The sequence below is a fragment of the Pseudomonas sp. Irchel s3a18 genome (assembly GCF_900187535.1).
Classification (GTDB): Bacteria; Pseudomonadota; Gammaproteobacteria; order Pseudomonadales; family Pseudomonadaceae; genus Aquipseudomonas.
The window spans coordinates 61,773-75,332 of record NZ_FYDV01000024.1 but is presented as its reverse complement, the minus strand read 5'-3'; the positions used below and the strand labels follow the sequence as shown (position 1 = coordinate 75,332).

Below are 13,560 nucleotides of genomic sequence, written 5' to 3'. Positions count from 1 at the left end.
TTTGCAACTTCAACCACTTGCGCTTTCGATCTCTCGTCAGCGGGAGGCGGATTCTACAGCGTTACACACTGCTGTCAACACCTCTTTTTCAACTTCCTTTCGACTTCGATGACCTGAAGCAACTTGCTGCCGAAAACTGCGTAACTCTTTGTTTACCAAGGAGTTTTCCGTTTCGACTGCGCCGGAAGTGGGGCGAATTATAGACAGATAAAATCCGCCGTCAACCCCTTATTTCAGCTTTATTCGGATTTGAGCGTAATGCGAGCAAATGCCTTCTTGCCAGCCTGGCAAACGTGGGTCGCGCCCAGTACGTATATAAAGGAGCGATCAACCACCTCGCCATCGATACGCACACCACCCGAACCCAGCAGATCACGAGCCACCGCCGAGTTCTTCACCAACCCTGCTTTATTAAGGACAGCCGCAATAGGCATATCCTCGGCAGCGAACAGCTCGATCTCAGGCAAATCATCCGGCAACTCGCCTTCCTTCATGCGATTACCCGCCGCACGATGAGCGTTCGCCGCAGCCTCTTCACCATGGAAGCGCGCAACGATCTCTTCAGCCAGCTTGATCTTGATGTCCCGCGGATTCGCGCCCGCCTCGACATCCGCGCGCAAGGCATCGATGTCATCCATCGAACGGAAGCTGAGCAATTCGAAATAGCGCCACATCAGCACATCCGGAATCGACACCAGCTTGCCGTACATGACGCCCGGCGCCTCCTGGATACCGACGTAGTTGCCCAGGGACTTGGACATCTTCTTCACGCCATCCAGACCTTCAAGCAGAGGCATGGTCAAAATGCACTGAGCTTCCTGACCATAGCTGCGCTGCAACTCACGCCCCATCAGCAGGTTGAACTTCTGGTCCGTGCCGCCCAACTCGACGTCCGCGCGCAACGCCACCGAGTCATAGCCCTGAACCAGCGGATACAGGAACTCATGAATAGCGATAGGCTGGTTGGTCGAGTAACGCTTGTTGAAGTCATCGCGCTCGAGCATGCGAGCCACGGTGTACTGCGAGGTCAGGCGAATGAAGTCCGCCGGCCCCATTTGATCCATCCAGGTGGAGTTGAACGCCACCTCGGTCTTGGCCGGATCAAGGATCTTGAATACCTGAGTCTTGTAGGTCTCGGCATTCTCGAGAACCTGCTCGCGAGTCAACGGCGGACGCGTAGCACTCTTGCCGCTCGGATCACCGATCATCCCGGTGAAGTCACCAATCAGGAAGATGACCTGATGCCCCAGATCCTGGAACTGACGCAGCTTATTAATAAGCACCGTATGACCCAGGTGCAGATCCGGCGCGGTCGGATCGAAGCCAGCCTTAATACGCAGCGGCTGGCCGCGCTTGAGCTTCTCGACCAGCTCGGACTCGACCAACAATTCTTCCGCACCACGTTTGATCAGCGCTAGCTGCTCTTCAACCGACTTCATAACCAACCTGCAAGGCTCAGATTCAAAGGGAACCAACCATACAAGATCGCGCACCAAATACAAGTTTTGCCCGGCGCACGGGCATCAATCCACGAACAGAGCATCCGCGGCTTGCTTAAAAGGCGATTTGGTTATATTTTATACAGTTATTTCATCTTCATCTTGTTATTCATTTTTTCCATATCATCTTTTCCAAAGTCAAATTACCTATGACCACAGAACCGTCTAAAGCGCCTCCGCTTTATCCGAAGACTCACCTGCTCGCGGCAAGTGGCATTGCCGCCCTGCTCAGCCTGGCACTCCTGGTGTTTCCATCCAGTGACGTCGAAGCCAAAAAGACAACCCTGAACCTTGAACTGGAAAGCCCTGTTGAACAACTGACACAAGATCAAGACGCTGCTGACGCCGTTCAAGCCACAAACGACCCCGTACAATCTCCCTTCGCTCAGATTGAAAACAGCATCGACGACACCCCGCAGACGGCTCAAGCCGCCCCGGCACCAGTGGTTGAAGAAAAGAAAAGCCCCAGCCACAAGGAAGTCATAGTCGCCAAAGGTGACACGCTTTCCACGCTGTTTGAAAAAGTAGGCCTGCCCTCCACGCTGGCGAGCGAAATCCTGGCCAGCGACAAGCAAGCCAAGCAGTTCACCCGGCTTAAACGCGGCCAGAAGCTCGAGTTCGAACTCGACCCCGACGGCCAGCTCACCCAGCTGCACAGCAAGGTCAGCGATCTTGACAGCATCAGCCTGAGCAAGAACGCCAAGGGCTATACCTTCAGCCGCACCACGGCCAAGCCAACCGTGCGCTCCGCCTATGTGCACGGCGTGATCAACAGCTCGCTGTCGCAGTCCGCCGCTCGCGCAGGCCTGTCCCATAGCCTGACCATGGACATGGCCAGCGTGTTTGGCTACGACGTCGACTTTGCCCAGGACATTCGCCAGGGCGACGAATTCGATGTGATCTACGAACAGAAAGTCGTCAACGGCAAAGCCGTCGGCAACGGCCCGATCCTGTCCGCCCGCTTCACTAACCGCGGCAAGACCTACACCGCCGTGCGCTACACCAACAAGCAAGGCAACAGCAGCTACTACACCGCCGATGGCAACAGCATGCGCAAGGCGTTCATTCGCACGCCGGTGGACTTCGCCCGTATTAGCTCGCGTTTCTCCATGGGACGCAAGCATCCAATTCTGAACAAAATACGCGCCCACAAAGGCGTCGATTACGCCGCCCCTCGTGGCACGCCGATCAAGGCGGCCGGCGACGGTAAAGTGCTGCTGGCTGGCCGTCGCGGTGGATACGGCAATACCGTGATCATCCAGCACGGCAATTCCTACCAGACCCTGTACGGCCACATGCAAGGCTTCGCCAAAGGCGTGAAGACCGGCGGTAGCGTCAAGCAGGGCCAGGTGATCGGTTACATCGGCACCACCGGCCTCTCGACCGGTCCGCACCTGCACTATGAGTTCCAGGTCAACGGCGTTCACGTCGACCCTCTGGGCCAGAAGCTGCCGATGGCAGACCCGATCGCCAAGAACGAACGTGCGCGCTTCCTGCAACAGAGCCAGCCGCTGATGGCGCGCATGGATCAAGAAAAGGCCACGATGCTGGCTTCGAGCAAGCGCTAAGCCATGGCGCTCTATATAGGCGTGATGTCCGGTACCAGCCTTGACGGCCTGGACATTGCGCTGATCGAGCAAACAACGGCGATCAGGCTGATCGCCACGCACTACATCCCGATGCCCGACTCCCTGCGCACCGAGCTGCTCGGCTTGTGTGCCAGCGGGCCCGACGAGATTGCCCGCTCCGCGATTGCCCAGCAGCACTGGGTCGCACTGGCCGCCCAGGGCATCAATGCCCTCCTGACCGATCAACAGCTCAGCGCCGCTGATATCCGGGCCATCGGCAGCCACGGCCAGACCATTCGTCACGAGCCGGCGCGGGGCTTTACCGTTCAGATCGGTAACCCTGCCCAGCTCACCGAATTGACCGGTATCACCGTCGTCAGTGACTTCCGTAGCCGCGATGTGGCGGCTGGCGGGCAAGGCGCCCCCCTCGTTCCGGCCTTTCATGAAGCCTTGTTTGAACAACGCGGGGGCAACCGTGCGGTTCTGAACGTGGGCGGCTTCAGCAACCTGAGCCTGATCGAGACTGCCAAGCCGGTCTCGGGCTTTGACTGTGGCCCCGGGAATGTCCTGCTGGACGCCTGGATCCATCAGCAACGCAACGAAACGTTCGACCGCGATGGCCAATGGGCGGCGAGCGGCACAGTCGAGCCGACCTTGCTCAAAGCCTTGCTCAGTGACCCGTTCTTCCTGACCAAGGGCCCGAAAAGCACCGGCCGCGAAGTGTTCAACCTGCACTGGCTGACACAGCACCTGGCACGACTTCCCGTGTTCGCAGCGCAAGACGTGCAAGCCACCTTGCTGGAATTGACTGCACTGACCATCGTCGAGTCTCTACAAGCGGCACAGGCCGACACGCAGGAACTGCTGGTGTGCGGCGGCGGCGCCCATAACACGACGCTGATGGCTCGCCTCGCCAGCCTGCTGCCCAATGCCCAGGTCGACAGTACGGCCGCTTACGGCGTAGATCCGGACTGGGTCGAAGCCATGGCCTTCGCCTGGCTGGCCCACTGCTGCCTCGAAAGCATTCCGGCCAACCGTCCAAGCGTCACCGGCGCACGCGGTCTGCGGGTGCTTGGCGCCATCTATCCCGCCTGAACAGCAGACAGCAAAACGCCGCATGGCCGTGAAGCCATGCGGCGCTGAGTACCGCTGATACTGCCCGGATCGATCAGATCGAGAACGAAGAACCGCAGCCACAGGTCGTGGTCGCGTTCGGGTTCTTGATCACAAACCGCGAACCTTCCAGACCTTCCTGATAATCCACCTCGGCACCGGCCAGGTACTGATAGCTCATCGGATCGACGACCAGGCTGACACCCTCGCGCTCGACGATGGTGTCGTCATCGGCCACTTCTTCATCGAAGGTAAAGCCGTACTGAAACCCTGAACAACCGCCGCCCGTAACGAATACGCGCAGCTTCAAGCGATCATTACCCTCTTCATCGACCAGGCTCTTCACCTTGTGCGCGGCACCGTGGGTGAATTGCAAAGCCGTGGGGGTGAAGGATTCGACGCTCATGCTGACTATCTCCCGGCGTTACGCCGCCATAATGCGTGATGACGCGCATTATCCGCTTCTCCCAGAAAATCGGTCAACTATTCTAGGAGCAGCGGCAAGCTACAAATACTGAGCTGCAAGCTTGTAGCTTCAAGCTTGCAGCTTATGGCTGTTCTTACGGCAACATCCCGGCGTGAGACAGCCCCAGTCGCTCATCCAGGCCAAACAGGATGTTTAGGTTCTGCACCGCCTGACCGGACGCGCCCTTGACCAGGTTGTCAATCACCGACAGGACCACCACCAGATCGCCATCCTGTGGACGGTGAACCGCAATTCGGCAAACGTTGGCACCCCGCACGCTACGGGTTTCCGGATGGCTGCCGGCCGGCATGACATCGACGAACGGCTCGTTGGCATAACGCTTTTCAAACAGCGCCTGCAAGTCCACCGAACGGTCGACAACGGTGGCATAGAGCGTGGAGTGGATACCGCGAATCATTGGTGTCAGGTGCGGAACGAAGGTCAGCCCCACGTCTTTACCCGCCGCGCGGCGCAGGCCCTGGCGAATTTCAGGCAGGTGACGATGCCCTTTTACCGCGTAGGCCTTCATGCTTTCCGAAGTCTCGGAGTACAGCGAACCGACGGCCGCGCCACGACCGGCACCGCTGACGCCGGATTTACAGTCAGCGATCAGGCGCGTGGTATCGGCCAGACCGGCTTCGAGCAAGGGCAAAAAACCCAATTGCGTGGCGGTCGGGTAGCACCCTGGCACAGCAATCAGGCGAGCCTGCTTGATCTGCTCACGATTGACTTCCGGCAGGCCGTAAACAGCCTCCTCCAGCAGTTCTGGCGCACCGTGCGGCTGGTTGTACCACTTGGCCCACTCATCGGCGTCCTGCAGGCGGAAGTCGGCCGACAGGTCGATGACCTTGGTCCCGGCCGCGAGCAATTCGCCCGCCAACGCGTGAGCCACACCATGGGGCGTGGCGAAGAACACCACGTCGCAAGCACCCAGGGTCTTGACGTCCGGAACGCTGAACGCCAGGCCGTCGTAGTGACCGCGCAGGTTCGGGTACATGTCGGCAACGGCCAGGCCGGCCTCGGATCGGGAAGTGATCACGACCACTTCTGCTTGCGGATGCTGTGCCAACAGACGCAGCAATTCGACACCGGTGTAACCCGTGCCGCCGACGATACCGACCTTGACCATAAACCTGCCCTCAACGAACCCACTGGAAAGCCGTCGATGATAGGGTGCGCCCGGGCCTGCGACAACCGTCAAGGTGACGTACGGAGGCTCAAGCCTCTACTATCTCGTTACCGTGAACCTGGGAACAACTAAAAATGCTTTATCTGTGGCTCAAAGTTTTTCACATCATCAGTGTCGTCTGTTGGTTTGCCGGCCTGTTTTACTTGCCGCGCCTGTTCGTTTACCACGCCCAAAGCGAGGACAGCATCAGCAAGGAGCGCTTCAGCGTCATGGAGCGCAAGCTGTATCGGGGGATCATGGGGCCGGCGATGATTGCCACGCTGATCTTCGGCGGCTGGCTGATCAGCCTCAATCCCGGTGCCTACTTCGCTCAGGGCGGCTGGATGCATGCCAAACTGACGCTGGTGGTGCTACTGATTGGCTTCCACCATATGTGCGGCGCGCAGGTGAAGCGTTTTGCCCGTGGCGAGAACACCCGCAGCCATGTCTTCTATCGCTGGTTCAATGAAGTCCCGGTTCTGATGTTACTGGCTATTGTAATTCTGGTCGTCGTACGGCCGTTCTAAACCTACAGGTCACATTCACTCGGGGTACTTCCAATGTCGCTGCCCGCTTTGCTCGAACAACAGTTGCGCCTGCCTGTCGTGGCCGCGCCCATGTTCCTGATTTCCAACCCTCAGTTGGTACTCGCCTGCTGCCGCAATGGCGTGGTCGGCAGCTTTCCTGCGCTTAACCAGCGTGAAAGCAGCGGCTTCAAGGCGTGGCTGGAGGAGATCGAGGCGGGACTGGCGTTATTGGAGAACCCGGCGCCCTATGCCGTAAACCTGATCGTTCACCACAGTAATCCGCGACTGGAAGCGGACCTGAAGATCTGCATCGAGCACAAAGTGCCCATCGTGATCACCAGCCTGGGCGCGGTGAAGGAATTGGTTGATGCGGTGCATAGCTACGGCGGCCTGGTATTTCACGACGTGACGACCCGTCGTCATGCCGAGAAGGCGGCCGAAGCCGGTGTCGATGGCCTGATCGCTGTTGCCGCAGGCGCCGGTGGTCACGCCGGTACCTGGAGCCCGTTCTCGCTGATCGCCGAGATCCGCCAGTTCTTCGACAAAACCCTGCTGCTGGCCGGCTGCCTGAACCACGGCCATGAGATTCTCGCCGCGCAACTGCTCGGGGCGGATCTGGCCTACTTTGGCACACGTTTTATCGGCACCACTGAAAGTCATGCACCCGAAGCTTACAAAGCGATGCTGCTGTCTTCCAGAGCCGCCGACATTGTCCATACGCCAGCGGTATCCGGCGTTCCAGCCAGCTTCATGCGTCAAAGCCTGCTCAACGCCGGTTTTGATATCGATGCGCTGCAAGGCAAGGGTGAAATCAACTTCGGCGCCAAGCTCAAGCCTGTGAGCGATGAAGCGAAAGCCTGGAAAACCGTCTGGTCGGCCGGCCAGGGTGTCGGTGAGATCGACGACCTGCCAAGCGTTGATGAGCTGGTCGCCCGGCTGGATGCCGAGTACCGCGAGGCTCAGGCATTCGCCGCCCGGCTACCCAATCGCTGGCCGCGTTAACGTAAACCTCGGGCCAGCCGGTTCCGGCTGGCCTAAACTGCCCTGCACTACCCCCCAGACGCGTGACAAGGAAGCCCAGGCATGAGCGAAAACCGTTTCAAGATTGTCTTCGACGGAGCCCTGCTGCCAGGGGTCGACATCACCACGGCCAAACTCAACCTCGCGGCGCTCTTCAAAAGCGACGTCACCGCCATCGATCGGCTCTTCACCGGCAACCCCGTGACACTCAAGCGCGACCTGTCCCAGGCGGACGCTCATACCTATCTCAATGCGCTGTCGAAAACCGGCATTGATGCGCGTATCGAAGCCGGACCGGCCATCGAGCTCAACCTGACCGACGTCCAGCCACCCCCTGCCAGCCCTGTGGCGCCAGTCGCGCCCGAGCGTGATGCGTCTCCTTATGCACCTCCCCGTGCTCCGGTGGGTGAGGCCTTGCCAGCGTTTTCCGAACTCAAGGTGTTCAGCGTCCAGGGACGAATCGGTCGCCTGCGTTATCTCGCCTGGTCCCTGGCCGCCCTAATGATCATTGGTGCCGTTGCCGGCACCCTCGGATTAGGGTTGCTGGCCGACGATCAACGGGTGTTGGGCGCACTTGTTTGTGTCGTCGCCTTGCTGGCTTACTTCTATGTGAATATCACCATCAGCGTGCAACGCTTGCACGACCTGGGGTGGTCAGGCTGGTTGTGGTTCTTGAATCTGGTACCGTTTGTGGGCGGCCTTTTTCCGTTGGCGCTGGCAGTCATCCCGGGCAATGACGGAGCTAACCGCTACGGCCCTCCACAGCCACCCAACAGCACCGCCGTCAAAGTGCTGAGCGCGCTGTGGCTGGTTGTGATTGTGCTGACCGTTGTCGGCGCGCTGGCTGGGGGCCTCGCCGGCCTGTCCGAAGAATATGAAAACGCCCTGGGCAGCCGCTACGAAAGTAGCCCGTTGACTGACAAGGTTGAAGCAGACGGCGCGGCGCAAGCCCCCCTGCCCCCTGTAGACTATGAGAAAGAATAAACGCGCTTGATACCTGTGACCTCTCTGTCCACAGGACGCGAGCCGTTGCGATGGAGAACTGCATGACCCGTTACGCTCTGATCACTGGTGCTTCCAGCGGCATTGGCCTGGCCATGGCCGAAGCACTGGCGCGTCGTGGCCGCAGCCTGATACTGGTGGCCCGCCAACGTGATCAGCTTGAAAGCATCGCGATCGAACTGACCCAGCGCTTTGGCGTCGAGGTGCTGTTTCGCGCCTGCGACCTGGGCGAGCCACTGCGCCTGTCCGGCTTTCTGCTGGAGCTCGAAGAAGGTGATCGACAGATCGACCTGTTGGTCAACTGCGCCGGCATCGGTACCTGCGGCCCGTTTCTCGCACAGGACTGGATGACCGAGCAGGACCTGATCGAAGTGAACATTCTGGCCCTGACCCGCCTGTGCCATGCCATCGGCAACAGCATGGCCTTGCAGGGTGGCGGGCAGATTCTCAACGTGGCCTCCGTGGCCGCCTTCAACCCGGGCCCGTGGATGAGCACCTACTACGCCAGCAAGGCCTATGTGCTGCACTTCTCGGAAGGTTTGCGGGTAGAACTGAAAAAATGCGCGGTCAAGGTCTCGGTACTGTGTCCCGGCCCGACCCGTACGGCATTCTTCCGCACCGCCCAGCTCGACGACAACAAGCTCGGCAACAGCAAGCTGTTGATGAGCCCCGAGGAAGTGGCGCTGTACACGGTACGAGCCCTGGAGAAAAACCGCGCCATTATCATCCCCGGTCGCCGCAATCGCTGGGTCGCCTTCCTGCCGCGCCTGGGTTCGCGCTGGCTCACGCGAACCATCGTGGGCATGATCAACAAGGCCTATTGCCCGCGCTGAACTCGATCACCGTAAAAGGCTGGGCGCGAGTACATCCCCTTCAGTACACTCAGCCCGGCCCATCAACATGGAGAAACAGCTGTGGATACTCTGTTCACCAAGATCATCAACAGAGAAATACCTGCCAAGATCATTTACGAGGATGACCAGGTTCTGGCCTTCCACGACATCGCCCCACAGGCCCCCGTGCATTTTCTGGTCGTCCCGAAAAAGCCGGTTCGTACCCTCAACGACCTCACCGAGGACGACAAGGCACTGGCCGGACACATTCTGTTCACCGCCCAACGCCTGGCACTGGAACTGGGCTGCGAAGAAGGTTTTCGCGTGGTGATGAACTGCAATCAGCTGGGCGGGCAAACCGTCTACCACATCCATATGCACGTACTGGGTCAGCGCCAGATGCACTGGCCGCCGGGCTGATTTGCGGACCGGCTCGGATTTTCCGTGGTGAGGGAGCAAGCTCCCTCGCCACAAAACCAGTATCTGCCAATGCCTGGTGGTCTTCTGCAATGACCCAGCGCAAACCATCACCGGCCGATTGCGGTAAACTGGCCACCGAGATTCTTCCCGGAGGTCAGCATGACTACCCAACGTCACTACTCGCCCATTGACCGTCTTCTGTTGCAAGCCGACACCGCGATGCGCACTTTGCTGCCTTTCAGTGGCCAGCCTTATCGCCCTTCGCCCGCCATCCTGCAGCCCGATGCGAAAATGAGCGACGAAGACACCCGTCACGTCGCCGGCCTGATGCGCATCAACCATACCGGTGAAGTCTGCGCCCAGGCGCTGTACCAGGGGCAGGCCCTGACCGCCAAGCTGCCGCGAGTGCGAGCTGCCATGGAGCATGCGGCGGAAGAAGAGATCGATCACCTGGTGTGGTGCGAACAGCGCATCCATCAGCTCGGCAGCCACACCAGCATCCTCAACCCGTTGTTCTACGGCATGTCGTTCGGCATTGGTGCCGTCGCCGGGTTGATCAGCGATAAAGTCAGCCTCGGTTTCGTCGCCGCGACGGAAGACCAGGTGTGCAAGCACTTGAACGAACACCTGGAACAACTGCCCGCCGAGGACGAGAAGTCCCGGGCCATTCTTGAGCAGATGCGCATCGACGAAGAACAGCATGCGGAAAGTGCGCTGGATGCCGGTGGCTTTCGCTTCCCCGCACCGGTGAAATTCGGCATGAGCCTGCTGGCCAAGGTCATGACCAAGAGCACCTACCGCATCTGATTCCGTCAATTGACGAACACAAAAAAGGGCGCTGATTCAGCGCCCTTTCCTTTTGCTCGAACCTTCTCTACTTCAAGAGTCAGCTCGGCATGTTGCGCGCGTAGAAGATCTCGAGCATTTCGTGTTTCACACGCTCGGTCACCTGAGCACGCTGCTCCGTCGACAGGTTGCTGGTGGCGTCGCCGAACAGGTAGTTATCCAGTTCGAAGTCCTTGAGCAGCATCTTGGTGTGGAACATGTTTTCCTGGTACACGTTCACGTCGGTCATCTGGTAACCGTCGCGGGTATCATCGGAAAGGTAGTTCTGGATCGAGTTGATCTCGTGATCGATGAAGTGCTTCTTGCCTTCGACATCACGGGTAAAGCCACGAACGCGGTAATCCACGGTGACGATATCCGACTCGAACTGGTGAATCAGGAAGTTGAGCGCCTTAAGCGGTGAAATGACCCCGCACGTCGACACGTCGATATCCACACGGAAGGTTGCAATACCGTCCACCGGATGGATTTCCGGGTAGGTATGCACCGTGATGTGGCTCTTGTCGAGGTGGGCCAGGATGATTTCGGGTATCGGACCCGGCGACTCTTCGATCTGGCTCTCGGTGGGTGTCACCGGTTCCTCGGAGATCAGAATGGTCACGCTGGCGCCTTGGGGATCGTAATCCTGACGGGCGATGTTCAGGATGTTGGCACCAATGATATCGACAACTTCCGTGAGGATCTGCGTGAGACGTTCGGCGTCGTACATCTGGTTGATGTATTCGACATACGCCTGCTGGTCTTGCGGGGTTTCCGCGTAGCAGATGTCATAGATGTTGAAGCTCAAGGTCTTTGTCAGGTTATTGAACCCATGGAGCTTGAGTTTGCTTTTCACCGTTTAAAAACTCTCTGTGTATGCGGCCCGGCCGCGTGATCAAGCATGCCCGTCAGATGCGAACAACGCACCTGCGTAGGACGGTTAACACCTCTTCGCGATGGCGATTTTGGTTGTCTGTTCGGGTGGGTGACCTGTCGACCGACCGATCACTGCCCTGAAAAAAGTGGCGCATTATGCAGACCTGGGCCAGTGATCGCCAGAGTCTGCACTGCTTTTATGATAGTTGAATGTCGATTCAACCCAACTCGATGATTTCGTAGTCGTGGGTGATGGCAACGCCGGCCGCACCGAGCATGATCGAGGCCGAGCAATACTTCTCGGCCGACAGCTCGATAGCGCGTTTGACCTGGGCTTCTTTCAGCGCCCGGCCCTTGACCACAAAATGCATATGGATTTTGGTGAAGACTTTCGGATCTTCAGTCGCGCGCTCGGCTTCCAGGAACGCTTCGCAACTCTCCACGGCCTGGCGAGACTTTTTCAGAATGCTGACCACGTCGAAGTTGCTGCAACCACCGACACCGAGCAGGAGCATTTCCATCGGCCGAACGCCCAGGTTACGACCACCAGCCTCGGGCGGACCGTCCATGACCACGACGTGACCGCTGCCGGATTCACCGAGGAACATGGCTTCGCCAGCCCATTGGATGCGTGCCTTCATCGCCCAGACTCCACTGTAAAAAAAGGGTCGCCAGCTTAGCACAGGGCCTTCGATTGACAGCCGCCAGCTTGAGCGCCTACACGACGCCATCGCGATTGATAAATTCTCGAATAACGACGGAATGCGTCTGGTAAGCTGGCGCCAAATCACTGACGCCCGACCCGCCTTTGCGCGACCGTCATCCGCGGCACATAAAAAAAACACACCACACCGTGAAGTCTTTTCGGGATACAACCATGGTTGCTGTTACCCCAACACCCAAAATCAAGAACCTCGACAAACTGTTGATGCATTGCCAGCGCCGTCGGTACCAGGCCAAGAGCAACATCATTTGCGCCGGCGATCGTTCCGACACCTTGTTCTTCATCATCAAGGGTTCAGTGACCATCCTGATCGAGGATGATGACGGGCGGGAAATGATCATCGCCTACCTCAACGCAGGGGACTTCTTCGGGGAACTGGGGCTGTTCGAGCAAGCAGGCCATGAGCAGGAACGCAGTGCCTGGGTTCGCGCCAAGGTCGAGTGCGAAGTGGCCGAGATCAGCTACTGCAAATTCCGCGAGTTGTCCCAGCAAGATCCGGACATTCTGTACGTGCTCAGCGGTCAGATTGCCCAACGCCTGCGCAATACCACGCGCAAGGTCGGCGACCTGGCGTTCTTCGACGTCACGGGCCGCGTCGCCCGCTGCCTGCTGGAGTTGTGCAAGCAACCCGACGCCATGACCCACCCTGACGGCATGCAGATCAAAGTCACCCGCCAGGAAATCGGGCGCATCGTCGGTTGCTCGCGGGAAATGGTCGGACGCGTGCTCAAGGACCTGGAAGAGCGCAATCTGGTCGACGTCAAAGGTAAAACCATGGTCGTGTTCGGCACCCGTTAAGCCGGCAGCATCTCGGCCAGCATCTCCCGGTACAGACTGTCCAGACGCTCGACCGCATGGGGCGCGGCGAAGTGTTCGTGCAGGGCGATATGACTCTGCGCCCGCACCCGCTGCTCCAGGCCGCAGACTTCGTTGAAGCGGTTTACCGCCGCCACCATCGACTCGCGTTCGTCGTCCAGCAACAATGCCCCATGCACCAACCCGACCGGACGTTGCCCGCCCTTGCTCTGGCGCCAGCGCTGAGCCGTACCGACCATCTTGCGCCCGTCTAGATTGACGTTGAAACGCCCGTCACAGAAAGCGCCTTCGACTTCACCCAGCGATGCATGGCCACCCAATTCCGTCAGCAACTGGCAAATCGGATCGCACAACCGCCGATAAGCCGTTTCGATACGCCCATGATCCCCTTCACTGCGCGGCGGCGCGTAGACCAGTGCGATGTTGATGGTCGCCGCCGACTGCGGCACCGGTTCACCACCGGTTTCGCGCAGCAGCACCGGCCAGCCATTCGCCGCCGACGCCTGGCATGCCACGTCGAACCCCGGCAAGCGACTCAAGCGCCTGGGCATGACCAGCGCACGATCACTCGGCTGCCAAAACAACAAGCCGAACTCCTGGGCGCCGGCACACACCGTCGCCAACAGGTCCTGCTCAGCTTGCAGTCCGGCTTCGACGGTCAAGGCAATGGGTTGAGTCATGGCAGTGAGAATCCTTGTCTGTG

Annotated in this window: 15 protein-coding genes; 9 read left to right on the top strand and 6 right to left on the bottom strand. The window is 59.1% G+C overall.

The features are described 5' to 3' along the window. Positions 1 to 239: 239 nt before the first annotated feature. On the bottom strand, positions 240 to 1,439 hold the full coding sequence (gene tyrS, locus CKW29_RS23775) for a tyrosine--tRNA ligase (RefSeq protein ID WP_095147221.1): 1,200 nt from the start codon (positions 1,437 to 1,439) through the stop codon (positions 240 to 242). A gap of 209 nt (positions 1,440 to 1,648) precedes the next feature. Here tyrS and CKW29_RS23770 point away from each other — a divergent pair, with 209 nt between their 5' ends. Beyond that, the gene (locus tag CKW29_RS23770) at positions 1,649 to 3,067 is read left to right on the top strand and encodes a peptidoglycan DD-metalloendopeptidase family protein (protein ID WP_095149215.1); all 1,419 of its coding nucleotides are present in this window, start codon (positions 1,649 to 1,651) and stop codon (positions 3,065 to 3,067) included. Between the two features lie 3 nt (positions 3,068 to 3,070). After that, the gene (locus CKW29_RS23765) at positions 3,071 to 4,162 is read left to right on the top strand and encodes an anhydro-N-acetylmuramic acid kinase (protein ID WP_095147223.1); all 1,092 of its coding nucleotides are present in this window, start codon (positions 3,071 to 3,073) and stop codon (positions 4,160 to 4,162) included. 73 nt (positions 4,163 to 4,235) lie between these two features. Here the strand turns inward: CKW29_RS23765 and erpA are convergent, their stop codons facing one another. Next, positions 4,236 to 4,586, bottom strand: coding sequence for an iron-sulfur cluster insertion protein ErpA (gene erpA / locus CKW29_RS23760; protein ID WP_027617200.1), 351 nt, complete (start codon positions 4,584 to 4,586; stop codon positions 4,236 to 4,238). Between the two features lie 154 nt (positions 4,587 to 4,740). After that, positions 4,741 to 5,775 carry an N-acetyl-gamma-glutamyl-phosphate reductase gene (gene argC / locus CKW29_RS23755; protein WP_095082986.1) on the bottom strand — a complete coding sequence of 345 codons (1,035 nt, stop codon included), beginning with the start codon at positions 5,773 to 5,775 and terminating at the stop codon, positions 4,741 to 4,743. A 134-nt stretch (positions 5,776 to 5,909) separates the two neighbouring features. Between argC and hemJ the strand changes: the two genes are divergently transcribed. The 6 genes from hemJ to coq7 all read left to right on the top strand — a co-directional run bounded on the left by hemJ (position 5,910) and on the right by coq7 (position 10,423). Further along, on the top strand, positions 5,910 to 6,341 hold the full coding sequence (gene hemJ / locus CKW29_RS23750; RefSeq protein ID WP_095147224.1) for a protoporphyrinogen oxidase HemJ: 432 nt from the start codon (positions 5,910 to 5,912) through the stop codon (positions 6,339 to 6,341). Between the two features lie 33 nt (positions 6,342 to 6,374). Beyond that, positions 6,375 to 7,343, top strand: coding sequence for a nitronate monooxygenase family protein (locus CKW29_RS23745; protein ID WP_095147225.1), 969 nt, complete (start codon positions 6,375 to 6,377; stop codon positions 7,341 to 7,343). 81 nt (positions 7,344 to 7,424) lie between these two features. Then, on the top strand, positions 7,425 to 8,345 hold the full coding sequence (locus CKW29_RS23740; protein ID WP_095149214.1) for a DUF805 domain-containing protein: 921 nt from the start codon (positions 7,425 to 7,427) through the stop codon (positions 8,343 to 8,345). Between the two features lie 62 nt (positions 8,346 to 8,407). Further along, positions 8,408 to 9,196: an SDR family oxidoreductase gene (locus CKW29_RS23735; protein WP_095147227.1), complete on the top strand. Its 789-nt coding sequence runs from the start codon at positions 8,408 to 8,410 to the stop codon at positions 9,194 to 9,196. Positions 9,197 to 9,277: 81 nt separating this feature from the next. Continuing rightward, positions 9,278 to 9,616 carry a histidine triad nucleotide-binding protein gene (locus CKW29_RS23730; protein ID WP_095082976.1) on the top strand — a complete coding sequence of 113 codons (339 nt, stop codon included), beginning with the start codon at positions 9,278 to 9,280 and terminating at the stop codon, positions 9,614 to 9,616. Positions 9,617 to 9,775: 159 nt separating this feature from the next. Continuing rightward, entirely contained in the window at positions 9,776 to 10,423 is a 648-nt protein-coding gene (gene coq7 / locus CKW29_RS23725; protein ID WP_095147228.1) for a 2-polyprenyl-3-methyl-6-methoxy-1,4-benzoquinone monooxygenase, read from the top strand. Positions 10,424 to 10,502: 79 nt separating this feature from the next. On the opposite strand, the gene speD is transcribed toward coq7, so the two are convergent. Then, positions 10,503 to 11,297, bottom strand: coding sequence for an adenosylmethionine decarboxylase (gene speD / locus CKW29_RS23720; RefSeq protein ID WP_095147229.1), 795 nt, complete (start codon positions 11,295 to 11,297; stop codon positions 10,503 to 10,505). Between the two features lie 238 nt (positions 11,298 to 11,535). Beyond that, positions 11,536 to 11,958, bottom strand: a complete 423-nt coding sequence (locus CKW29_RS23715; RefSeq protein ID WP_005792019.1) for an OsmC family protein — start codon at positions 11,956 to 11,958, stop codon at positions 11,536 to 11,538. A 236-nt stretch (positions 11,959 to 12,194) separates the two neighbouring features. Here CKW29_RS23715 and crp point away from each other — a divergent pair, with 236 nt between their 5' ends. Continuing rightward, complete coding sequence (crp, locus tag CKW29_RS23710; RefSeq protein ID WP_095082968.1) at positions 12,195 to 12,839, top strand: cAMP-activated global transcriptional regulator CRP; 645 nt, start codon at positions 12,195 to 12,197, stop codon at positions 12,837 to 12,839. Here crp and CKW29_RS23705 read toward each other — a convergent pair. Further along, the gene (locus tag CKW29_RS23705) at positions 12,836 to 13,537 is read right to left on the bottom strand and encodes a lipoate--protein ligase family protein (protein ID WP_095147230.1); all 702 of its coding nucleotides are present in this window, start codon (positions 13,535 to 13,537) and stop codon (positions 12,836 to 12,838) included. The genes crp and CKW29_RS23705 overlap by 4 nt on opposite strands. Between the last annotated feature and the right edge of the window lie 23 nt (positions 13,538 to 13,560).